The sequence below is a fragment of the Burkholderia theae genome (assembly GCF_048565265.1).
In the GTDB taxonomy this organism is placed as follows: Bacteria; Pseudomonadota; Gammaproteobacteria; order Burkholderiales; family Burkholderiaceae; genus Burkholderia; species Burkholderia theae.
On sequence record NZ_CP183461.1, the window covers coordinates 2,806,472 to 2,828,587 of the forward strand.

Annotated in this window: 26 protein-coding genes and 1 tRNA gene; 9 read left to right on the forward strand and 18 right to left on the reverse strand. The window is 62.5% G+C overall.

Going from position 1 to position 22,116, the window contains the following annotated elements:
* Positions 1 to 647: 647 nt before the first annotated feature.
* From ACN22W_RS13245 to ACN22W_RS13290, 10 genes are all read right to left on the reverse strand, one after another.
* Positions 648 to 3,500: a DUF927 domain-containing protein gene (locus ACN22W_RS13245; RefSeq protein ID WP_419684781.1), complete on the reverse strand. Its 2,853-nt coding sequence runs from the start codon at positions 3,498 to 3,500 to the stop codon at positions 648 to 650.
* Positions 3,501 to 3,627: 127 nt separating this feature from the next.
* Positions 3,628 to 3,954: a hypothetical protein gene (locus ACN22W_RS13250; RefSeq protein WP_028358604.1), complete on the reverse strand. Its 327-nt coding sequence runs from the start codon at positions 3,952 to 3,954 to the stop codon at positions 3,628 to 3,630.
* 10 nt (positions 3,955 to 3,964) lie between these two features.
* Positions 3,965 to 4,312: a hypothetical protein gene (locus tag ACN22W_RS13255; RefSeq protein ID WP_174904273.1), complete on the reverse strand. Its 348-nt coding sequence runs from the start codon at positions 4,310 to 4,312 to the stop codon at positions 3,965 to 3,967.
* On the reverse strand, positions 4,305 to 4,517 hold the full coding sequence (locus ACN22W_RS13260; protein WP_419684784.1) for a hypothetical protein: 213 nt from the start codon (positions 4,515 to 4,517) through the stop codon (positions 4,305 to 4,307). Before ACN22W_RS13260 ends, ACN22W_RS13255 begins: the two co-directional genes overlap by 8 nt.
* Entirely contained in the window at positions 4,510 to 4,812 is a 303-nt protein-coding gene (locus tag ACN22W_RS13265) for a hypothetical protein (protein WP_419684786.1), read from the reverse strand. Before ACN22W_RS13265 ends, ACN22W_RS13260 begins: the two co-directional genes overlap by 8 nt.
* Positions 4,805 to 4,981 carry a hypothetical protein gene (locus ACN22W_RS13270; RefSeq protein WP_175863479.1) on the reverse strand — a complete coding sequence of 59 codons (177 nt, stop codon included), beginning with the start codon at positions 4,979 to 4,981 and terminating at the stop codon, positions 4,805 to 4,807. Before ACN22W_RS13270 ends, ACN22W_RS13265 begins: the two co-directional genes overlap by 8 nt.
* Positions 4,982 to 5,341: 360 nt before the next feature.
* Positions 5,342 to 5,626: a hypothetical protein gene (locus ACN22W_RS13275; RefSeq protein WP_419684788.1), complete on the reverse strand. Its 285-nt coding sequence runs from the start codon at positions 5,624 to 5,626 to the stop codon at positions 5,342 to 5,344.
* Positions 5,626 to 5,889, reverse strand: coding sequence for a helix-turn-helix transcriptional regulator (locus ACN22W_RS13280; protein ID WP_419684790.1), 264 nt, complete (start codon positions 5,887 to 5,889; stop codon positions 5,626 to 5,628). The genes ACN22W_RS13275 and ACN22W_RS13280 overlap by 1 nt, the downstream gene beginning before the upstream one ends.
* 137 nt (positions 5,890 to 6,026) lie before the next feature.
* The gene (locus tag ACN22W_RS13285) at positions 6,027 to 6,539 is read right to left on the reverse strand and encodes a DNA-binding protein (protein ID WP_419684792.1); all 513 of its coding nucleotides are present in this window, start codon (positions 6,537 to 6,539) and stop codon (positions 6,027 to 6,029) included.
* A 377-nt stretch (positions 6,540 to 6,916) separates the two neighbouring features.
* Complete coding sequence (locus ACN22W_RS13290) at positions 6,917 to 9,130, reverse strand: KAP family P-loop NTPase fold protein (protein WP_419684795.1); 2,214 nt, start codon at positions 9,128 to 9,130, stop codon at positions 6,917 to 6,919.
* 284 nt (positions 9,131 to 9,414) lie between these two features.
* Here ACN22W_RS13290 and ACN22W_RS13295 point away from each other — a divergent pair, with 284 nt between their 5' ends.
* Entirely contained in the window at positions 9,415 to 9,990 is a 576-nt protein-coding gene (locus ACN22W_RS13295; protein WP_419684797.1) for a recombinase family protein, read from the forward strand.
* A 221-nt stretch (positions 9,991 to 10,211) separates the two neighbouring features.
* On the opposite strand, the gene ACN22W_RS13300 is transcribed toward ACN22W_RS13295, so the two are convergent.
* Positions 10,212 to 10,961: a hypothetical protein gene (locus ACN22W_RS13300; RefSeq protein WP_419684799.1), complete on the reverse strand. Its 750-nt coding sequence runs from the start codon at positions 10,959 to 10,961 to the stop codon at positions 10,212 to 10,214.
* A gap of 28 nt (positions 10,962 to 10,989) precedes the next feature.
* Positions 10,990 to 11,736, reverse strand: coding sequence for a hypothetical protein (locus tag ACN22W_RS13305; RefSeq protein ID WP_419684801.1), 747 nt, complete (start codon positions 11,734 to 11,736; stop codon positions 10,990 to 10,992).
* 869 nt (positions 11,737 to 12,605) lie between these two features.
* Between ACN22W_RS13305 and ACN22W_RS13310 the strand changes: the two genes are divergently transcribed.
* Positions 12,606 to 12,682 (forward strand) — tRNA-Met (locus ACN22W_RS13310).
* Between the two features lie 195 nt (positions 12,683 to 12,877).
* Positions 12,878 to 13,216 (forward strand): hypothetical protein, encoded by a 339-nt coding sequence (locus ACN22W_RS13315; protein WP_419684803.1) that lies wholly within the window; start codon positions 12,878 to 12,880, stop codon positions 13,214 to 13,216.
* A 46-nt stretch (positions 13,217 to 13,262) separates the two neighbouring features.
* Here the strand turns inward: ACN22W_RS13315 and ACN22W_RS13320 are convergent, their stop codons facing one another.
* Entirely contained in the window at positions 13,263 to 14,003 is a 741-nt protein-coding gene (locus tag ACN22W_RS13320; protein WP_419684805.1) for an SDR family NAD(P)-dependent oxidoreductase, read from the reverse strand.
* Between the two features lie 115 nt (positions 14,004 to 14,118).
* Here ACN22W_RS13320 and ACN22W_RS13325 point away from each other — a divergent pair, with 115 nt between their 5' ends.
* On the forward strand, positions 14,119 to 14,733 hold the full coding sequence (locus ACN22W_RS13325) for a TetR/AcrR family transcriptional regulator (RefSeq protein WP_419684807.1): 615 nt from the start codon (positions 14,119 to 14,121) through the stop codon (positions 14,731 to 14,733).
* 36 nt (positions 14,734 to 14,769) lie between these two features.
* Here the strand turns inward: ACN22W_RS13325 and eco are convergent, their stop codons facing one another.
* A complete protein-coding gene (eco, locus tag ACN22W_RS13330; RefSeq protein WP_419684809.1) occupies positions 14,770 to 15,270 on the reverse strand; it encodes a serine protease inhibitor ecotin in 501 nt (166 codons plus the stop codon).
* Between the two features lie 143 nt (positions 15,271 to 15,413).
* Here eco and ACN22W_RS13335 point away from each other — a divergent pair, with 143 nt between their 5' ends.
* Entirely contained in the window at positions 15,414 to 15,731 is a 318-nt protein-coding gene (locus tag ACN22W_RS13335; RefSeq protein ID WP_419684811.1) for a hypothetical protein, read from the forward strand.
* Between the two features lie 201 nt (positions 15,732 to 15,932).
* On the opposite strand, the gene ACN22W_RS13340 is transcribed toward ACN22W_RS13335, so the two are convergent.
* Entirely contained in the window at positions 15,933 to 16,334 is a 402-nt protein-coding gene (locus ACN22W_RS13340; RefSeq protein WP_129512691.1) for a hypothetical protein, read from the reverse strand.
* A 117-nt stretch (positions 16,335 to 16,451) separates the two neighbouring features.
* Here ACN22W_RS13340 and ACN22W_RS13345 point away from each other — a divergent pair, with 117 nt between their 5' ends.
* Together ACN22W_RS13345 and ACN22W_RS13350 are read left to right on the forward strand one after the other, a co-directional pair.
* Positions 16,452 to 16,832: a DUF5594 family protein gene (locus ACN22W_RS13345; protein ID WP_419684813.1), complete on the forward strand. Its 381-nt coding sequence runs from the start codon at positions 16,452 to 16,454 to the stop codon at positions 16,830 to 16,832.
* Positions 16,833 to 17,017: 185 nt separating this feature from the next.
* Positions 17,018 to 18,385, forward strand: a complete 1,368-nt coding sequence (locus ACN22W_RS13350; protein ID WP_129512693.1) for an MFS transporter — start codon at positions 17,018 to 17,020, stop codon at positions 18,383 to 18,385.
* Positions 18,386 to 18,404: 19 nt separating this feature from the next.
* On the opposite strand, the gene ACN22W_RS13355 is transcribed toward ACN22W_RS13350, so the two are convergent.
* The 3 genes from ACN22W_RS13355 to ACN22W_RS13365 form a co-directional block, all read right to left on the reverse strand.
* Entirely contained in the window at positions 18,405 to 18,998 is a 594-nt protein-coding gene (locus ACN22W_RS13355; protein WP_419684816.1) for an AAA family ATPase, read from the reverse strand.
* A complete protein-coding gene (otsA, locus tag ACN22W_RS13360; protein ID WP_343493644.1) occupies positions 18,991 to 20,412 on the reverse strand; it encodes an alpha,alpha-trehalose-phosphate synthase (UDP-forming) in 1,422 nt (473 codons plus the stop codon). Before otsA ends, ACN22W_RS13355 begins: the two co-directional genes overlap by 8 nt.
* Positions 20,413 to 20,550: 138 nt before the next feature.
* Entirely contained in the window at positions 20,551 to 20,748 is a 198-nt protein-coding gene (locus ACN22W_RS13365; RefSeq protein WP_129512696.1) for a hypothetical protein, read from the reverse strand.
* Positions 20,749 to 21,034: 286 nt separating this feature from the next.
* On the opposite strand from ACN22W_RS13365, the gene ACN22W_RS13370 reads away from it, so the two are divergent.
* Both ACN22W_RS13370 and ACN22W_RS13375 read left to right on the forward strand, forming a co-directional pair.
* On the forward strand, positions 21,035 to 21,586 hold the full coding sequence (locus ACN22W_RS13370; RefSeq protein WP_048249196.1) for a hypothetical protein: 552 nt from the start codon (positions 21,035 to 21,037) through the stop codon (positions 21,584 to 21,586).
* Positions 21,583 to 22,077 carry a hypothetical protein gene (locus ACN22W_RS13375; protein ID WP_129512697.1) on the forward strand — a complete coding sequence of 165 codons (495 nt, stop codon included), beginning with the start codon at positions 21,583 to 21,585 and terminating at the stop codon, positions 22,075 to 22,077. The genes ACN22W_RS13370 and ACN22W_RS13375 overlap by 4 nt, the downstream gene beginning before the upstream one ends.
* The last annotated feature ends 39 nt before the right edge of the window (positions 22,078 to 22,116 follow it).

Consider the following 22,116-nt stretch of genomic DNA (forward strand, 5'->3'; position numbering starts at 1 on the left):
CAAAATCTGCCCCCTGCGTTCCGGCTATAGCTTCCCTGCATGGTTATGACCCCCTTCCGTGCGTTTCCCACCAGTAAAACGCAAGCGGTCTAGGCATAGGATCACCGAGTGATTTGGCCCCTTATTATTATGTGCCCCCCCTATGTTTGCCGTCAGTGGAGAAAAGACGCGGGTGTGAGCCCCCGCGTCTTTGGCCGAGACGCAGGGTCCCCCGCTTTCCGCCCGCCCCGATACTTGCGACGGGCGCAACAATGCCCGATCGGGGCGCATCGCGGACACCCCCCTCGAAAACACGTCTCCGACGCCCGTCAAATCCCGGAGAGCCGCGCCCCGTCCGACTTCGCGGTCGCTGCGGTCGGTCGACGCCTGTCCGCTCAGTGCAAAACGAGTTGGAGATTTGGAGATAAACGCCTGAATCGGCCGCAAAGCCTTATGGGGTAAGGCTTCGCGTGTCTCCAAACGATTTGGAGAACGCTGGAGATACTGGAGATAAACCGGGCTGGATTGTTACGGAGGCAGCAAGATTCGCGGCAGCCGCCGGCCCGGTTCCATCTGGAGCGGGTCGCTCAAAGTAACTTTGACGCGCGGGCCAAAATGCCGCGCAAAGGAATGTCCGCCACCGCCCTCCCGGACGGCGGCGGTGCTTTTCACAGCTCAAGCGTGAAAATGGACGGCAGCACGCGATAGACCATGAACTTGCCGTGGCCGGGGATGTACTCCTGCCGGTACGGGTAGCCGTCACTACGTGGCATCAACACGCCCCGCTTCATCAGTGCCTTCGCAACGATCTTGTGATCGAAGCCGGCGCACACGTCCTTGCGAAACACGGCCGCTTCGATCAGGTATTCCGTCTCGACGCTTTCCGCATCGTCGGCGCTCATCTTGCCGCCGAACTCGGCGTAATACTCGCGATCGGATGCAATGGGTGTTCGCCGCTCGTCGCGCTTCACGTGCTGCTTGAAGCCCGCTCGATGCGGCACGTTCGGCCGATGGTCGTCCTGCGCCCGGTTCATCCACACGAAACGGTTGTCGCCGTGCGCGGCGAGGAAATGCTGTACCTGCCGCACGGCTTCCGCCTCGTCCGAGTTGCCCGTCCCGCCGCGCAGTTCAAGCCAGCCTTCGAAGCAGCGACGTGCTGCCTCGACCGCTTCGCCCTGCGGCCAGCCGGTCAGCCCGTGCGCCGTCGCCAGCTCGCCGGCCACCGCGACGAGGCAGAACCGCTTGGCGACGCGTGCGACCTGCGAATGTGAGCCGTCCGGCACCCATTGCCCGACCAGCTCATCGACGCGCATGCGCAGGTGCTCGGCCAGCTCGCCGGCCTGCGACGACGCCCACTCGATGAACGCGGGGCCGGCCGTGCCGTAGTGCATGCCGGCGTGCCGCTCTAGATGCTCGATCAGCGCGGCAGGCGTCGGGAACCCGTGCAGCTTCTCCACGACGCCCATTTCGCCGACCTCGGCCGGGATCGCAGGCAAGCGCACCTCGATACCGCCTTTCATCGGCTTGTTACCCTCGGCCATCAGTGCGGACACGCTCTTTTCGCCGTTCGACAGGAACAGCAGTCGCCACGTGAGCACCGGCTTTGCTGAGCCGCTACGTGACGCGCGAGCCTTGCCCGACTCGTTCGCAAGCATGTAGATCACGTCACCAACCAAGCGCGGCTCGACCTGCCCGATTTCGTCGAGGATCAGCAGCGCATCGCTATGCTGCGTGGCGACGGCTTCGAGCGCGTTGTCGGTCGCCTTCCAGCTCCGCACGTAGTCCGGCGAGCCGAACACGGAAGCGGCGATGACGCCGCCCGTCGATTTGCCCTTGGACGTCGTGCCGAGCAAGTGAAAGCCGCCCGACTGAAGCCCGGAGAAGTGCAGCAGCGGACCAGCGAAGGCGGTAGCGATGCAGAACAGCAGCCGGCTATTGCCGACGCAGTAGGCGGCGACCTCGCGTTGCCAGTCGTCCAGCGTGCCGCGCTCCTTGAACTGACTCTGGATCGGCGTGTCGGCCTGATAGATCAACGCCTCTTTGCCGGTGCCGATCACGCGATCGGGCAGCACGAACGCGCCGTGATGCCAGCCAACGCGCGGCACGCAGCGCACGCGCTCGTCCGGCTGCGCCATCTGCACATAGTTCGCGATCTGCGTGCGGGCGATCTGCGTCACGCCGAGCTTCACGCCCATGTCGAGCAGCATGCGGCGCAGCTCCGTGCCGTCGCCGGCAAACAGGCCGGCCGGCACCGCCCACCGTTTCAGGATGCCGTCGCGGTCAGTGAATTCGAGCAGGTAGCCCCACTCGCTGTTCATCTCGTTTCGCGTCTCCGCGATCACGTCGATCCGCGTGCTGACCCAATGCGGCGGCAGCGGATCACCTTGATTGTTGAAGCCGTGAAACCACACGCCCTTGTCGTCGACGACAAACCGCGACTTGCCGTCCTGCGCGCGGGCCGTTTTCGGGCGCTTGGCGGGCCTCGCGGCGGGCAGTGCTGCCTTGGCCTTGCCGGCATCCGACGAGCCGGCCGGCGCGACCGCAGCGCGCACGGCGGCGGCCACCGCTTGCGGGCCGACGTGCGCAGCCAGGTCGTTGAAGTCTGTCCCGGCCGCCGGGCGGTTCGGACCGAAGTCGGGCACGGCGACTATGCCGGCGACCGCCTCGGCCGCCGCGCGGGCCTTCGTCACGCCCGGATTGCCCTTCGTCGTGTGATCGTCGTCGGCGCATACGACGATGCGCGCGTCCGGATACTGGCCGCGCAGTGCCGTCGCGACCGCGTGCAGGTTGCCGGCGTCGAACGCGACGGCGGCCGGGTAGCCGGTCGCGGCCGCGAGCGTCGCGCATGTGGCGTAACCCTCACCAATCAGCAGCGTGGACGATACCGGATCGCCGATCAACGAGAAGCAGCCCGCCTTACGGCCGTTCGGCAGATAGCGTTTCTGGCCGTCCGTCAGGACGAATTCCAGCGTCCACAGCTTGCCATCCGCGTCACGGGCCGGGATGAGGAGTGCGCCGTCGCATGCGGCCGTGCCGATGCACAAGCCGCCGCGATAGACGCGCAGCGCGTCGACCGGGATGCGCTTGCGAACGAGGTACGGGTGATCGGCCGGCGCAGGCTCGGCCGCCGACCAGATCGATTCGGCAAGCGTCGACGCGGTTTGCTGTTTCTCGGTCAGTTCGGCCAGCTCAGCGGCTTCACGAGCCGCACGTTCGGCTTTCTGCCGCTCGCGCTCCGCTGGATCGACCGGCTTCGCCCGATGCGCGCGCGGATCGAAGCCGCCGAGCTTGGCGAGGTGAAACAGCGTGTTGATGGTGATCTTGCCGCCCTTGAACGACTTCCACACATCGCGCGCGTCCTTGCCGTTGTAGTTCTGCGCGCCTTGGCTCCATTCGTTCCAGAGGGCGAAGCCCTCCTCGTCAAACTCGGCCTTGAGCGCCATCCCCACCTGACGCCACGTGTCGCGGTCGTCGGGCGGAACATAGCCGAGCGCGACTCTCGCCCGCTCGAATTCGGACATGGGTGCGTTACTCATAGGTTCCCACTGGACGCGCGTCGGTCTACTTCCGATTAGTAGTCCATATCGGGCAAGCAGCTACCCGACGCGCGAAGAATTGAATGATTCGACGATGCCTAGCGGCGGAGCGTCAGCCGGCCGCGCGAGGCACCGACAGAACCGCACCGCCAGCCGTGACGTCGTTGCTGTAGACGTAGCGGCCGAGCCGCGACTCGCCGAGCGCATCGTTGGCCGCCTCCAGCGCCGCGCCGATCGACGGCAGGGACGCGCGGAACAGGCTCAGCACAAGCCAGTAGTCGTCATCGGACATGGCCCTGTCGGCCGCCCAATGCAGGCTGTCCAGCAGCTCCATCGCATCGCTGATCCGCGTACCGATGCGGTTGCGATCGGGGCGGTTCACCTCGGCCACGAAGTGCGACGCGAGCGGTTGCACGGCATTCTTGTTCGTCTTTGCCATGGCCGCGCCCTCAGTGCGTCGTGCGCGGTTCGCGCGTGACGAGGCCGAGCGCTGCGAACAGGTGTTGCTGCACACGCCCCATCAGACCAGCCGCGAACGCTTGGCGGCTGATCGTCACGCGGTGCGCGTCGACGTCGCCCGCATCCTGCATGGCGGCTTCCATGCCGCGCGCGAACGCAGCGGCTTGATGCGCCGCGTAGTCGTGCAGCCGCACGTCGCCTTTCAGGTCGAGCCATGCGTCGGCGCAGATCGCGCCAAGGTCGACGGCGAATTGCAGCTCGATCGGTGCGCCGGTATCGAGCGGCGGCGCATTGTCGAATCCATTGATAACCGCGGTTCGCAAACGCTGATCAGTCATGGCACACCTCCGGCTGCGCGGTACGGCGCATTTCGGCCGAATACCGGCTCGCAACGCTTTGCCCCATGTCGACGAGCGAGCGCTCGTAAGTGCCCTCGGCAAGATGCGAGCGGACAGCATCGAACAGGGCTTCGAGCTGGGCGAACTGATGGGCCGCACACATGGCGATCATCTTGACTTCGTTCGGCAGGCGGAATTCAGACATGGCGCACCTCCAGAATCGACGCGAGGAGTTGCCCGACGTCGATCGTGCAATCCAGCTCCGCTTCGCCGCGAATCGGCGTGAGGTTCCAGTCGTGGACGGCTGCATGCGTGAATTCGCCGAACCGCCGGTCATAGACGCTGCGCCCCGAGACGGGGCCGCCCAAGATTCGCACGCACCAATCGTGATCGGGCGTCGGTCGAGCCGACGCCACCTCAACCAGCATGCCGATGCGAGCGCGAGCGTCGCATTTCGTGACGATCGCCAGATCGCCAATCTTGCAGCGCAGGTCAGCCATGACGCACCTCCGCACGGACGAGCGCCGCGATCGCGGCCAGTGCCGCGCCGGTTGCATCGAGCGCGTCTTGATACGTATTGGCGGTTGCTGCGTCGCGCAGTGCTGTGCGGACGATGGACTGAATGAGGTGAGATTGCTGCCCGGTACGGGCGTGCGAGGGCTGGCGCATTGGGTGCGACCTCCTTTTGCTGGGTTCGGGACCCGGCCCCATCGCCAAATGGGGTGGCCGGGCACATGACAGGGTTGGCGAACCGGCGCAAAAGGAAACCGGCGTGCCCGAAGGCACCCCCGCCAAGGCCCGACCATTGAAGGCGCTTAGCGTGCGGACGTAAAAAAACCGCGCAGCGGCGGTTGTCCGCCTTTTGCAAACTCCAGTCGCCAAACCGGGCCGCTGCTGTTTCAGCGACGCACACAGCATACTGCGCACCGCCGCGATGCGCAAATCGTTGAAGGGACGGACCAGTGACAGCGACGTCACGCAGCCGACGTCCCGCGCCTTCCATCACGGCAAAGTGACTTTGGAACAACGTCATGCCGGGGCCTTCGGATCGAGCATGAAAACGGCGTGCTTGAGAAGTTCGACGGCACGCTTGGCACGCGACGGCATGCGTTCGGCATCACGTTCGAACACAGTCGCCGCCGCCGCGATCCAGCAAGCTGCCTCGCGCCGGGCTTCGTCAACACTACGCCCGAGCGCGTCGGCGAACCGCTCGCGCTGACGCTCCAATTCGCTCTCGTAGAATGCCGCATCGGCGTCTCGTTTGGCTTCTCGCGCTGCCACGCGCGCGCTCGTCACATTCACGCTATTCGTCATCACGCGCCCTCCGTCACTTCGCAAGCCATGTCGGCAGTGCGATAAGTCAACGGGTTGGCCATCCAGCGGTGAATCTCTCGATTCGACCAGACGGTGCAGCGCTGCGTCAAACGACTTGCACGCGGGAAGCGCCCTTCCAGCTCGCGCTGTCGGATCGTCTCGCGGGACAACGGGATGAAGGGCCGCAGATCACTCCAACGTGAAAAGCCGTCAAGCGGCAGTCCGACCGGGGCCTGTGATGCGAATGTGTTGCTTGCAGACATTTGTGCTCCCTGAGTATGGCTGTGTCACCATCGACACAACCGGGAGCGTGAAGCACGAAACGCGACCGACGTATCGACAGTCGCGTTTGGCACCGCGCAAAACAAGACTGTCGTTACCTCAATCGCGTTTTGCCGATTCACCCTGCAAGCCAAGCCCGCTTCAATTTGCGCACGTGATCCGCTGTGACGCCGAAGCGAGTCGCAATTTCTGAGCAAACGTTGCGGCCCTGAAAGTCTTCGCCATTGCGCCGACGTCGATTAAATTCTTCGATAATCTTCGAATTTTTCGCACCGGCAAGTCGCGCTGCCTGAGCCGGCTTGATAGCCTTTTGCCTTTCTCGCTTCGCTTGATCTTGCCGCTCTCGTTGTTCAGCCTGGAGCATTGCCAGATGCGCGAGCGACATGTCGCGCTCTTCAGCACGCTCGGCAATCTGCTCATGCAACGCATTGATTCGTTCTAGTAGCGCAGATTCAGTTTTACGCCGCGCGTAGAGCACGACGCCTTCTAATGTGCGGCTGTTGAACAACTCGTGCTTCATCAGCTCTTGCGCGGTGCGCAAATCATCCTCGTCGATACATTTGACCAGTAGGCCGGCCAGCAAGGCCATCGCCTCACCAACAGGCACGTCACGTGGAATGATGTCTTGCATCCGCCCAAATGGACTTTCACCATCCTCCGCAGCAAATGGCTGAGACGCTCGGTGTTTTGCGTCTGCGGCGGCGAAAGAAAGAATACTTCTTCTGACACATTGCCTTGCACGCCGCGAACGAAAACCGGCGCGTGGTTTGTGCGTGAGAACTGGATTAGGTGTCTTTGTACGTAGCAATAGCGCACCCTTCTGTGCGGCCTTCACGAAGGACGTCGAGCCAGCCGGTGAAGGTGTCCGGTTTTCGGGTGGCCGCCCTAGGCTCGACTTCCGCTATTTTCTCACGACGACATTGTGAGAAACATGCTCTTTGCCCCAAAGCTGCCATTGATTGCAACATGGCCAAACCAACGCCACATACCGAACGGATTGCCCTAAGTTCAAGTATCGACCGACCTTCGAGCCACGCCTTCATCAAAAAGGGTTATTGCCTTCCGTTCGTCCTCGCTCAGATCAGCTCGCGCGCGGAGACTCGCCATTCGAGAGGCAAACTCTGGCGACAGCACGTCGATGAAGGCCGTGAGGTCATCGGGATTAATTGATTCGACACGTCGGGAAAACGCATCAGACAAGTTATGCACCGTCGAAACGCGAATGGCACTCTTCAGCAGAAGCAGGCACTCCGTATCGTCTGCTGCAACTTCGCGAACCCACGTACGCACCTCGTCAGCATCACCCCATTCGTTCCATCGATGCAGAAAAAATAGGAGGTCAGGTTCAGACAGAAGGCTTCTGTTGTAGGCCGCATCGCGAACTCGGCCGAGTGCAATCTGCACAATTTCTTCCACATTAGGCGCGGCAAACCCCTGAAACACTGACTCCCGATGCTCTGCCTCTGGTCGATTCATGGCATCAATACTCGTCGCTAGATGGCAGAGCCACGTCACCGACGAAGACCGACGCAAAACCTCCATAAAGTCGCTCTCGCGTGACACTTCTGGCAAGCATGTCGCGAGGTGATTCGTCAGCCAATACAGCCGGATATATGGCGGCACACCAAAGAATCCTTGTGGTCGATTGGCCAAATCCGCCAGGAAGGCATCGCCCACGCGAAATACCGCTTCGAGGCAATTTCGCGCGAAGGTGACGTCCAAATTCTCCCGCTCTAACAGAGCTTCGATCAAATCATCCGCTTTCGTCACTCCGTCGTCGCGTCGCTCTACCATTGCCGTTCGCCAACGTCCCTCAAGCGCATCGACATCTACACCGGTTGCGATGAACGCTCGGATCTCAGCGCGACTGAGCGTGTTCTCTGGCACGTTGAACTCGAAATACTTCGGATAGTGATCTGGAACGGCAACACGAGCGTCCGCACTCCATCGGCGCAGCTCGGTCGCTTCGAACTGGACATTGCTCCAGATAGACTGCAGACGGGGGAAGAGTCGCTGCACCACGTTGCGAACGGCATCTTGTTGCTCGCGGGGTATCGCATTTAGCCATTCATCATGAAACTCGCGCTCCACTGCGCGAGCATCGCGCCCCGCATCGCGCCCCGAGGTCCCGACGAACAGTTGCTCGTTGTTCTTAATTGCGCTATGCACTGCGGGGGCAAATACTCGCAAAAACTCCAAGGCGATGAAATCGACAACGTTCACTTCGCCCAACAATGGGCGCACCGTGACAGAGAGTGCGTTGATAATGCGGACGATATCGCGCGGCCGCCTGACGAGCCGGTCCAGTCCCTCATGGAATACATTGAGCCAACGATCATTGTCGAACTCACCGACACCTATCTGTGCAAGCAGTGCATCGAGATCGCTGGTCAACTTTCTCATCAACTTTGATCGCGCCACCGTAGGCAACGAAAACTGTGCCTGCACGATCTTTTCCATGTACGCTCGCCCATCACGAATCCCCATCGAACTCTCAAGTGACTGGGAAATCACGGAACCGTCATACGCCAGAAGATAGACAACGTTAGGGAAATCGGCGATTGCCTTGATGACCCGAAACACTTCATTTATTTCATGCGGCCTGAGTCGATCGATATCGTCGACGATTACCGCGAATCGCTTTCCAGAAGCATGCAACGACTTCGAAATGGATTGCTTCAGCGCAGCGACATCCTTCTCACGGGGCGCGATTTTACGCAGCATGCCAGCCACGACTTCTCGAACGATCGGTAGTTTGGCCCCCGTCTTTAGCGCGACACCCCAACTCGCCGCCTCGCCTATCGCATCGGCATAAGCCGCAATGGACGATTTGAGCACATTGAGGCGCGCATCCATGCCAACCGGTAGCTGCGCAGCAAACTGCTGTAGAAACTGCCGGGCCAACTGCTCACCGTCAGCGAACCACCACGGATTGAAGTCAATTTGGATCAGTTTCTCGTCTGTCCCGGCTGCCGCGTCGTCTTCAACCAGATAGTGCTTGACGAAGTTCAGCAAGGTCGTTTTTCCGGCTCCCCAAGGTCCGTCGATCGCGATAACAAGCCCCGAAGGACTTGGCGTCGTACGGACCGCACGCGCTATCACCTTCGCAAATGGCGCGTAACCGAATGCGTCTCTGTGTGGGTGAACTTCGGCGAGGTCGCTTCCGAGTGGCACACCCAACGAAGGATCTGATGGATCAGCGGATGCGGCATTGTTGTTCATGATCGTCCCCGAGTGATTTTTTGCATAGCGCTCAGCTTAATCCGAAACCTAAGTCAAACATCCGGCTGGTGCCCGGCGATGGTGCATCCGAACAAAAGCGGAAGTAGTGAAAGGCGGTGCTTCCCCGTTGATAGATCGCACCTCCGGGACATTCGACACTTGCCATGTCCGAAACCGAACCCTTTCGGACATACCACCCCGATTATGTACGAAAGTAAGGCAACACGAATTTCGTACATAGTCTAAAATTCGGACACCCATTTCGAACACATTGAGCACGCTACATGGCACGAACCTTCGCTTACGCCCGCGTCAGCACGACCGATCAGACGGCGGCGAATCAACTCCGCGAAATCGAGGCGGCCGGCTTCTCTGTCGAAAAGCGCCGGATTGTCACGGAAAGTATTTCTGGTAGCGTCAGTGCGAACCAACGACCGGGCTTTGCCGACTTACTCCGCAGAATGGAGGAAGGCGACGTTTTGATTGTGACAAAGCTCGACCGGCTTGGACGAAATGCCATGGACGTGCGAGCGACGGTGGAGGCACTAGACAGTCGCGGCATTCGCATTCATTGCCTCGCACTCGGCGGCGTTGACCTGACTAGTGCTGCCGGCCGGATGACGATGCAGGTTTTGAACGCCGTTGCCGAGTTCGAACGTGACCTGTTGATCGAACGGACACATGCAGGTATTGCAAGAGCGAAGGCGGAAGGAAAAGCCATGGGCCGACCGACCGCCCTCTCCGAGCAACAACAGAACGAGGTCCGACAGCTATTGAGCGAAGGGGCAAGCGTGGCCGGCCTTGCAAAGCAGTACGGCACCAGCCGCCAAACGATTATGCGGATACGCAACGCAACGTAATACCGCCACTCAAAGGTGCGATTCATGAGCCGCATTGCCTACTTTGCGCTCCGTACCAGACCGCCCCTATCCGTGAGCGACGACTGTAATCGTCAATCTGGTACAAATTCGCAACAATATACGCCCCACAAAGCAGCATAACCAATCACTACATTACCCGGCATCACGCAACACACAATTGACACCTAGATACCGAGCCCCCTCCAGACCAAATAGCGCAGCTATACGATTCGCGTTCTCCGTTGATTAGCTTCATGAGCGTGATCCCCAAGATGCGTCTTTCCCTTCCAAATAATGAGAACACAAAAAAATAAGGTGAGACTTGCAATAGCCACATGCCTGATGCTAACAGGATACTCAAGACCAATAACATCCAAAGAAAAATAAGCCAAAGCCAACCAGATACACAGCGTAAAAAGGTTAACAATTTGATTTGTCTTTGACACCGATATATTACTCGGCCCAGTCACATGCCTCTCAAAGAAGCCATCTTCGCGCGGACGACTTAAAATGGTCTTATAAAGAGGTCCAGTAACATTATCCTCAAGAGCATCTACGTGATTCTCCCAATTTTCCTGCCACTGCTTACTACCTCGATTTACCTGAAACCACGCGAACGTGAATATAAAACCAACACACGCCACAACGAATGCAAAGAATTTTTTATTATCCAAGTTTTGCGAATTCAAGATAATAAAATAGGCAGCAAACGCAGCAGCGATAAGCGTCCAAAAATATGCCGCACGTTTCCAGTAAAGATCAATCTCGAATTTTCTAATATCAAGAGCTTTATCCAATGCAGCCTTCAACTTATCCTCATCCGGCGGATCGATACCAAAGTCACTTTTATATTTTTTCTCATCTATCCTCATAAAACCCCCGAAACCGATGCCAAGAAAACCAACGGACTCCAATACATAATTGGAGCAAATACAACTCCACAACCCCAACGGAACGCCCCAACCCAGCACTTCCTGACGCCTACACCACATTCGAAAATCAACTTCCCTTACAACCCAACCTAACCAAATGCTTCATAAATGATGACGTGATTTCAAAAATAAACTCAACCTCCTCCTCGATCACCGCATCATCATGCTTCACATAGCTGTTGTGATATTTCGCGTAATAATCCAAGAGCTTTACAAACATGTTCGAAAGCTCCGGCGAACCGCCGCTCGACTTTATATACTCCCCAACCAACGACACCTGATTTTCTAAAGATTTATTATTATCAAATATCGAACGCAGAAGTCTTTCAAGAGAAAGACGCAAATCATCCAACAAATTCCTCTGAAAAACTCCGTGATCATATTTCTCTAGCGCCTGCGTATAAAGCGAGAGTGCCTCCGGGTAGCCATGAAGCCAATGCTTGGTTTCCTCGATCAACGTTTCATTGATTTCAGATGGCACATCCCTAGGATCAAGGTTTGAATATCGAGAAATCAGACGAAGTTTCAGTTCCTTACGCGCGGGATTCGGCTTCAAGGAGAACGAGCGATGATCACATAGCTCCTTTATAATTCGATATTGCTGTGATGGCGAAAATTCCATCAGATTCTCATACAGTGCCGTTCGCTTGTTTCCCGCTTGAAATGGGTACGTCGGATGAGGCAAATTCACATCGTATTCAATTGCATAAGCGCCCGTTACCCGAATAATATCGGGACCACTTAGACCAGCACTTGTATCACCCAAAATGTCTGCCGCGTATTGAATAAAGTTGGGCGGGATTTCGTCAAACATCTTAACCTCGCAAGTTTTGGTGTCGCAGCTTGCACGATTTTTTGCTCAAGCGACCAGCCAATCGTGGGGGAGCAGCCGAGGAGGCACAGATTATCGAGCGTCCGTCCGCTCAACAAGTCTCCAAAACGCCGGCATCAGATCGCACATGCACGCGGACGCGCTCCCGCGATCGACAGCGTATTCTCAAGTCCATCGACACGGAACTAGGCCTCTCCTCGAACGGAGACAGGGGGCATTGGAGCCTCATATTCCCAGCAAGCACATTCGTCCAACATTTATATCGTGCCCGGGAGGGCGGCGGCACGGGAGTCTCTTTGCGCGCAGCGTCCCAGACGCACGGGTAGATCGCAAAACGGTTGAGTGACCGCTGTTACCATGCCCGCTTATCTCCAAGATTATCTCCAACCAAATGTGCGTTTTGGAGACATACTTGGAGATAGGCACTGCCTTGCTGGACAAGGCTGACAAGCCGAAACGGATACTTGTCTCCAAATCTCCAGAAATTTTTGCTTCTGGTCACGCGGCATGGATGCGCTTAGGTTGCGTCCCATCGATTGAGCCTATACCTAGACACCTGTTGGTATTTCTGTTGGTATCTACGGGGAGCCCACGTCGGAAATGCTCTTGCAGCCGTCAGATATGAATTCTGTCGGGGACCAGATATTCTCCATCGTTTCACCCACCTCCCCACGATCAGCTACCGCACCGACGGCAACCACAAGCGCGTGACGTCGAAGCAGATCGCGAACCGCAAGCATTCAACGCACACATCCACAATCAAGCCGCCGAACCCCGCGAACCCCACGCTTCGTTCAAAACAAATCACGGATTGATTGACTCTGCGCAGCGATGCAAGATACACTTCGCGCCGCGGGGTGGAGCAGTCTGGCAGCTCGTCGGGCTCATAACCCGAAGGTCGTAGGTTCAAATCCTACCCCCGCAACCAATACCGAAGCCCGCTCTGCGAAAGCAAGCGGGCTTTTTGCTGTCTGGGGCCCTGCGCGCGTGCACCGTCGCCGACGAAAAGCGCGTGACACCAGCTACGACATGCGACACACAATCGCACCTCGCCCGATCACCCCGAACCAGCGCCGCACATTGCGTAGAATTCCGAACCTTCGTCAGCATACGGATTCCGACAATGATTCGAGCGATCGCGGCACTGGCCGCGCTTTCGGCCCTGACGGGCACGGCGAACGCCGCTGATACAGATACCGGCACCGCGCCCGCCAAGCAGCGCTACGTCAGCCCCGGCATCGCCAACGTCACGGGCGCAGCCGCACCGCGCCCGGAAAACGCATCCTCTGATGCACGCTGCAGGGAACTGGCCGCCGGCATCGATGCGGTGACGCATACCCCCGACCGCGGCCAGAAAGTCGTGCGCGGGTTCGGCCCGGACGGCAAACCGCGCAACGAACTGCGCGCTTACGACAAGCGGGCCGACCTCGAAGCCGCGCATCAACAGCTCGGCTGCCGATAACGCACGTCACGCCGCCCGGCCGCATCACGCTGCCGGGCATCGGCGATCACGCATTCGCGCCGCCATCGATGGTCAATCCGGTCCCGTTGATCGACCGCCCTTCCGGCCCGACGACGAACGCCACGAGCGCCGCCACGTCATCTGCCTTGCCGTACTGCGGGATCGCCATTCGCGAACGCTGCGCACTTGCATGGTCGCCGTCGGCCGGATTCATGTCGGTATCCGTCGAACCCGGATGCACGATATTCACCGTGATGCCGCGAGAACCGAGATCGCGCGCGAGCCCCTGCGTCCAGCCAATCAGCGCGGCCTTGCTCGCCGCATAGAGGCTCATCCCCGCATCGGGCACGCGCGTCGCGAGGCAACTGCCGGTCGACACGATGCGCCCGCCCTCCCCGAGATGCCGCGCCGCCGCCTGCGACGCGACGATCACCGCGCGCACGTTCACGTCCAGCGTCGCGTCGATATCGTCGAGCGTCATCGTTTCCAGCGTCCCGGCGCGGAAAATCCCCGCATTGTTGACCAGGATGTCGAGACCGCCGAACGCCTCCGCGGCACGATCGACCGCGGCGCGCACGGCAACCGGATCGGCGCTGTCGGCCTGGATCGCGACCGCGCGACGGCCCAGCGCCTTGATACCGGCAACCACGGCCTGCGCCCGCTCGGCCGATTTTTCGTAAGTGATCGCGACGTCCGCACCGTCGGCCGCCAGCCGTTTCGCAATGGCCGCGCCGATGCCGCGGCTGCCGCCCGTGATGAGTGCACGCTTGCCCTGAAGTCGATTCATGTTCGTTCCTTTCCTCATTTATGTAACGGTCGACACAGAATGTGGCAAGTTGCGCGGCACAGTCAATTGATTTATTTTATCGATCGATACAGATATCGACGAAGGATTGGACACCATGGCTGAACGGGGCCGACCGAGAAGCTTCGACAAGGAAGCGGCGCTGGATCGCGCGATGGAGGTGTTCTGGCGCCTCGGCTACGAGGGTGCGTCGATGACAGACCTGACGGCTGCGATGGGCATTGCGTCACCGAGCCTGTATGCGGCATTCGGCAGCAAGGAAACGCTGTTCCGGCAGGCGCTCGAGCACTACCGCGCCACGGAGGGACGGGAAATCTGGGATGGTGTCGAACAGGCCGGCAGCGCGCACGACGCCGTGCGGAACTACCTGATGGATACCGCGCGCGTGTTCACGCGGCGCTCGAAGCCGGCCGGCTGCCTGATCGTGCTGTCGGCGCTGCATCCGGCCGAGCGCTCCGATACCGTCCGGCAAACGCTGATCGCGATGCGCGAGCGCACGGTCGACGCGCTGCGCGAGCGCCTCCGGCAAGGCGTCGCAACCGGCGAGATCTCCGCACACGCGAACCTCGACGCGATCGCGCGGTACTACGTGACGGTTCAGCAGGGAATGTCGATCCAGGCGCGCGACGGCGCGAACCGTCGCAATCTGGAAGCCATCGCGCAGGCCGCGCTGGCTGCGTGGCCTGCGCTCGTCGGCGCAAGCGGCGCGTAGCAGCCAGACGCCGCCACGCACGGCCGCGCCGGCACGTTACTGCTTCGCTGCGTGCTGCACGTCCTTCGACGCGTGCCACACGCGATAGCGCACCTCGAAGCCATCGGGCACATAGACGACGAGCGGCAGGCGGCTGTTGTAGCGCAGCAGCTGGCCGTCGCCGCGCACCTGCACGAAGCGTTGCTGCGGCGCCTGGCCCGGGCACGCCATCAGCGTCGACGCGGGCCCCTTCACGTCGGTGAGCTGGTAGTACGTATAGCCCCACCCCTTCACGTCCTCGGCGGTCAGCTCGCCACCGAACCACTGCTGATTGCAGTCGGTCTGCAGCGTCTTGCCGATCATCAGCTCGACACGCGCATCGCCTTCGTTCTCGAGCGCGGGCAGCGCGATCACGACGCGCTGCTGGCCGGCCGATGCTTGCGGAAACATCTTGATCGACTCGGCCGGCACGGCGGGCGCGGACGCCGGCCCGGCCGCATACGCTGCGGCAGTCGTCACGCAGAAGGCGGCCAGCACGGCCCGGATCGCGAATTTCATCGATGTGCCCCAGAAAAACAAATGAGCCCCGGATGCTAACACTTTCGCCCCAGGACCTTACGGCGCTGTAATTTGGCGACACAATTCCGAACAGCCGGCAATCCCCTTGCGCGGTACTTATAGGGGAACCAACGGAGAACATCATGCTGAAGCTCATCACCGCCGCCGGTGTCGCGACCCTGCTGGCCGGCTGCGTCGTCGCTCCCGACGCCGGATACGGCTACGGGCAGCCCTACTATTCCAGCCCGGGCTACGCGTACGGCCCGTCGCCCGTGTACGGCACGGTCAACATCTGGGGTGGTGGCGGCGGACGCGACTGGGATCGCGGCCGGCGCGACTACCACCACTGGGACGGCGATCGCGGCAATCGCGGCGGCAACGGGTGGCACGGCGGCGGACGCGGCGGCGACTGGAACGATGGCGGCGGTCGCGGCGACGGTGGTGGCGGTCATCGCCACTGACGTGCAATTGCAACCGTTTGTATCCACGCACGGCCCGCCGACAGCCGATGCGTCACGCAGACGAACGAACGGACGGCCGCGCAAACGACAAAGGCCCTCGCACGAAGCGAGGGCCTTTTGTTGTCCGGTCAGGCGAAGCGAACTCCGATTGGTGCCGGGCGTCCGGCACCGAACCCGCTAATGCGTCGCGCGCTCTCCCGCTTACCAGCCGGCCGGTTGCGCGTAGCCACCCGACACGGGCGCACCGCACACATACGCGCGCTGGTAGCGGTCGTAGCAATAGTTCGGGCCGTCGTCCTGGTACTGCGCCTGCTGGTAGGTCGGATAGGCAGGCTGCTGGTACGCGGGCGCCTGGTAGTACGTCGGCGGCTGATAGGCCGGTGCCTGGTATGCGGGCGCCTGATACGCGACGGGCGGATTCATCGCGGACGTCACGATCGCGCCCAGCACCGCGCCGCCGATCAATGCGCCGATGACGGCGCCGCCGTCGTGGCCATGCGCGGACGCCGGGCCCGCCACGGCGAGCGAACCGGCGAGAACACACACTGCGGCAATCTTTTTCATGATGGACTCCCACGCGAAGTGGTACTGGATGCGATGCATTGTGGCGGCACGCGGCCGTAATAGATGCAGCAAGTGGTAACGCGCCATTACGCGTGTCACGCGTGCCGAAACGCGGCGTCGCCGTGCTACGATTTTCGGCACACAGGAGACGCCTTCATGCAGCCCGAAACCGCCCGCCGTTTCGATACCGAATTCGCGCCGCGCATCGCGCAGGCCATCGCCGCCTTCTTCGCCGATCACGTACTGACCGACGTCGTCCCGTACGGCGGGCACGGGCACCCGACGCGCGTGCAGATCCGCAGCGCGCCGCACGAGCACGTGAGCGGCTTCGTGCATCCGCTGAATCTCGAGCTGACCTGGGACACCGACGAAATCGAGCGGCTGATGGAGCCGGACGGCCCGCAGCGCTTCGAGCACTACCTGGCCGCGCTGCCGAAAAAGCTCGGTGCGTGGCAGGGCGCACGCGATATCGATCTCGCATCGCGCACGCAGGCCGACTCGCTCGTGCGGCTCGGCGGCCTCGACTTCGAAGGCTGAGTGTCCGCGCCGGCCGGCAGCCGGGCGTGCCGGCGTCGCGCAATTCGGCCCGGTGATACACTCGACCGGCCCCGTCCCGGCGCAGCCGCACCGGCCGGGCCGTTCATCGCCGCCTCCACCCTTCCGCATGGTTGCGCACGCAACCGGCAACCGGGCGCGCGGACAACCACGCTTTCGTTCCCGCCATGAACGCCGATACCGGCCTGCCGCTTCCGCAACGCTACTGGGCGATCGTCTGCGTCGCCCTGGGCATCACGCTTGCCGTGCTCGACGGCGCCATCGCGAACGTCGCGCTGCCGACGATCGCGCGCGACCTGCACGCGTCCGACGCCGCATCGATCTGGATCGTCAACGCGTACCAGCTCGCGGTCACGATCACGCTGCTGCCGCTCGCGTCGCTCGGCGAGCGCATCGGCTATCGCCGCATCTACATCGCCGGGCTCGCGCTGTTCACTGCGGCGTCGCTCGGCTGCGCGCTCGCCGGCTCACTGCCGATGCTGGCCGTGATGCGCGTGATCCAGGGATTCGGCGCGGCCGGCATCATGAGCGTCAACGCGGCGCTGGTGCGGATGATCTATCCGTCGTCGATGCTCGGGCGCGGGCTGTCGATCAACGCGATGGTGGTCGCGTTGTCGTCGGCGATCGGGCCGACGGTCGCGTCCGCGATCCTGTCGTTCGCGTCGTGGCCGTGGCTGTTCGCGGTCAACGTGCCGATCGGTATCGCCGCGGTACTCGGCAGCCTGCGCGCGCTGCCGGCCAACCCGTTGCACGACGCGCCGTACGATTTCCCGAGCGCGCTGATGAATGCGTGCGTGTTCGGCCTGCTGATCACGGCGGTCGACGGGCTCGGCCACGGCGAAGGCCATGCGTACGTCGCGGCCGAGCTGGGCATCGCGTTCGTCGTCGGTTATTTCTTCGTGAAGCGCCAGCTGTCGCAACCGGCGCCGCTGCTGCCGGTCGACCTGATGCGCATTCCGATGTTCGCACTGTCGATCTATACGTCGATGGCATCGTTCACGTCGCAGATGCTCGCGTTCGTCGCGCTGCCGTTCTGGCTGCAGAACTCGCTCGGCTTCTCGCAGGTCGAGACGGGCCTCTACATGACGCCGTGGCCGCTCGTGATCGTGTTTGCCGCGCCGCTCGCGGGCGTGCTGTCGGACCGCTATTCGGCCGGCATCCTCGGCGGGATCGGGCTCGCGCTGTTCGCGGCCGGGCTGCTGTCGCTCGCGACGATCGGCGCGCACCCGGGTACCGTCGACATCGTGTGGCGCATGGCGCTGTGCGGCGCGGGCTTCGGGCTGTTCCAGTCGCCGAACAACCGCGCGATGTTGTCGTCCGCGCCGCGCGAACGCAGCGGCGGCGCCGGCGGCATGCTGAGCACCGCGCGTCTGACCGGCCAGACGCTGGGCGCCGCGCTTGTCGCGCTGATTTTCGGGCTCGCGCCCGATCGCGGGCCGACGATCGCGCTTTATGTCGCCACGGCATTCGCGGCGGTGGCCGCCGTCGTGAGCATGCTGCGCATCACATCGCCGCGGCCGGACACCGCAACCTGACGCCGCCTTCCGCCGCACGTCATGCGGCGTCGAGCGCGTCCATTACAAAGCGCACGCGCGCCTTCACGTTCACGCACGGCAACTCGATCAGCCGATAGCCGTATGACGTGTAGCACTCGACCATCGCGTCGTAGGTGCGCACGGCTTCCGCGAAATCCTGTCGGCGCTCTGTGTCCTGCGCATAGATCTCGGGCCACGGCGGCGCGATGAACACGCGCCGGTGATAGCGGAAACGGCGGGCCGCGGCTTCCGCGTGCGCGGGCACCGCCAGTCCGGTCAGCCGCAGGTAGCCGACCACGTCCGGCACGCCGCGGTCGAAGAACACCGGCCCGCGTGCATGCCGCGCGAGATGGTACGAGCGCATCTCCCAACTCAGCATCAGTTCGGCGAACGCGGCCGGGTCGCGCCACGGCAGCGCGTGGCCGTCGACGGCCATCTGGTCGCGGATCACGCCTCGCCCGGCCTCCTGCGAGCGCGCGAAGCCGGCACGCTCGAGCGCATCGAGCAACGTACTCTTTCCCGAACCCGGGCCGCCCGTCACGACGAAGAAACGGCCGGTTGCGTCGTCGGTCGCGTCGTCCCCGGCACCGGCCCGCTGCGCGGACTCACACATGCGCAGCCCGCCTGCCCGCACGTCGCGTGACCGACGCGGCCGCCGCGACACTGCGCAAGTCGGCGACGAACGTATCGCGCCAGACCGACAGGTCGTTCTCGCGCAGCCGCGCGAGGTTCTCCTCGTGACGCGCCTGCCGTTCCGCGAGCGGCATCGACAGCGCGCGTTCGAGCGCCTCGGCCATCTGAGACAGGTCATACGGATTGACGAGCAGCGCGCCGGTCAGCTCGGCCGCCGCGCCCGCGAACTCCGACAGCACGAGCACGCCCGGATCAGCCGGATCCTGCGACGCGACATACTCCTTCGCGACGAGATTCATCCCGTCGCGCAACGGCGTCACGAAGCCCACCTGCGACATCCTGAAGAATGCCATCAGCAGGTTGCGCTCGTATTTGCGGTTCAGGTACTGGATCGGCGTCCAGTCGAGTTGAGAAAAGCGGCCGTTGATGCGGCCGGCCTCGCCTTCGAGCGTTTCGCGAATGTCCTGGTAGGTCTTCACGTCGGAGCGGGTCGGCGGCGCGATCTGCACGAGCGACACGCGCCCCTGCCAGCCCGGCGCGTTCGCGAGCATCCGCTCGAACGACTGGAAGCGCTCGACGAGCCCCTTCGAATAATCGAGGCGGTCGACGCTCATCACGAGCTTGCGGCCGTCGAGCGCCTCGCGCAGCATCTTCACCGGCTTGCGCGTGCCGTACTGGACGGCCACCTGCGCGATCGCATCGGGATGCACGCCGATCGGATAGGCGGCAACCTTCACGACGCGGCCATGCGCATGCAGCATCCCGTCGTCGCTCGCCGCACCGATCCCGCGCCGCTCGATGTAGTCGGTGAATGCCTGCTTGTCGGTCTCGGTCTGGAAGCCCGCGACGTCGTACGCGCACATGAACTTCACGAGTTCCTCGTGCGGCGGCACGAGGCGCAGCATGTCCGGCGACGGAAACGGGATGTGCAGGAAGAAGCCGATCGGGTTCTTCACGCCGAGTTCGCGCAGGTAATGCGCGAACGGCAGCAGATGGTAGTCGTGCACCCAGATCAGGTCGTCGGGCCGCAGCAGTGCGGCGAGCTGCTTCGCGAGCATCGCGTTCACGCGCAGATAACCCGCATATTCCTGCCGGTCGAAGCGTGCGAGATCGCCGCGGTAATGGAACACCGGCCACAGCGTCGCGTTCGAGAAACCGCGGTAGTACTGGTCGTAATCGCGCCGGGTCAGCCCGACCGTCGCGTACGTGACGTTGCCGTCCCGCTGGATCGCGGGTTCGGCGTCGGGCGCACCGACGATTTCGCCATTCCAGCCGAACCAGACGCCGCCGGTTTCCTTCAGCGCGTCCATCACGCCGACGGCGAGGCCGCCCGCGCTGGGGCGCGTGTCCTCTCCGGCGGCGACCCGGTTCGATACCACGATCAATCTGCTCATCCGGCTTCCCCTCCTCGATTCGATTGACTGGCGCGCGGCGCGCGCCAACGCTGATGCAGCGGCCCGAAGGCAGCCGCGCGGCGATTCAGATCTGAGAAATGCAGTGAAATGCGACAGCGGAATGCGACGACGACGGGATCAAGCGTCCTGCTCCTGACCCAGGTCGCGTTGATAGTCGAGCCCTTCCGGGCGGGCGCCGCCCTGGTTGTGATCGCCGTCGGACGGCGACTCGCCGGGCGCACCGGCAGGCGGTGCGGTTGGCGCGTCGGTCTGCGGACGCGCACGGTCGGCCTCCGCGTCGGGCGACCGGGGTGACGACCGTTTCGAACGGCGCATGGCTGGGTGTCTCATATTCGGTGCGGCTCGAGGCCGTCGTAGAAACATTCCATAACAAAACAGTCTAGGTCGGTTCCTCGCACGCCGAGGTAACAATTGCCTTCAATTTGTAACGTTTCGACCCTTCGTCAGCCATCTGCCCGAGAATAGCGCCGCGCGCCCGCGCGACAAGCCGTTCGGCGATTTGTCAAAGCTTTGCATTTTTCCTATGACAATTGCGAAACAATGACGCGGCATGGAGGCGCGCATGCGTCGCCGCTCACCCAGACAGGACTTTTACTCAGGGATGAACATTCGTTTCGAATCGACGCGCCGGGCCATGCCGGCGCGCGTCGTGCTGGCCGCGATCGCCACGGCCGCACTGTTGTCCGGCTGTAACTCGCTGTACAGCGAAGGCGCGACAGCCGGCGCCGGTATCGCGGGCGCCGCGATCGCTTCCAAGGTCACCAACAACGCCGCCGTCGCGACGGGCATCGGCCTCGGCGCCGTCGCCGGCGCACGGGCGGGCGTCCAGTACTCGCAGCGCGTCGCGCATCGCTACACGCAGGAACAGATCGCGAAGGCGGCCGGCCCGCTCGACGTCGGCGGGGTCGCGCCGTGGTCGACGCACCACTCGTTCCCGATCGAGGACGACGAGCAGGGTCGTGTGACGGTCAGCCGGATGATCAGCATCGGCCCCCTCGACTGCAAGGAAATCGTGTTCGCGGTCGACACGCCCGCGAAGCCCGACAAGGCCGCGCAAGCGGCGTTCTACGTCGCCACGATCTGCCGCGACGGCCCCGTGTGGAAATGGGCGTCGGCCGAACCCGCGACCGAACGCTGGGGCGCGCTGCAATGAGCGTCGCGATCCGTATCGCGGCGATCGGCGCGCTGTGCGCGGCGGCGGCATCGCTGTCGGGCTGCGGGTCGGTCGGCGCGGCGAGCGGCGCGCTTGCCGGCGCGGCGACGGGCCTCGTCACCGCGAACCCGGCGGTCGGCGTCGGCGTCGGGATTGCCGTGCAGGCCGCGACCGACGAGGCCGTCAACCGCACGATGAAGCAACTCCATCAGAACCAGCAGGACGCGATCGCGAAGGTGGCCGGTGGCCTGGCCGTCGGTGAAGTGAAGCCGTGGAAGGTGAAGAACACGCTGCCGCTGGAAAACGGCGAAGGCGAAGTGCGCGTCACGCGCGCGTATTCGTCGGCGCTCGCGCTGTGCAAGGAATTCGCGTTCTCGGTGAAGGACGGCGACAAGGCCGACTGGTATTTCGCGAATGCATGCCAGCAAGGCATGCACTGGAAGTGGGCGTCGGCCGAACCGGCCGTGGACCGCTGGGGCAACCTGCAGTAACGGCGCGCTGCGCAGCGCAGCGCGCGCGGATGCCGGGCC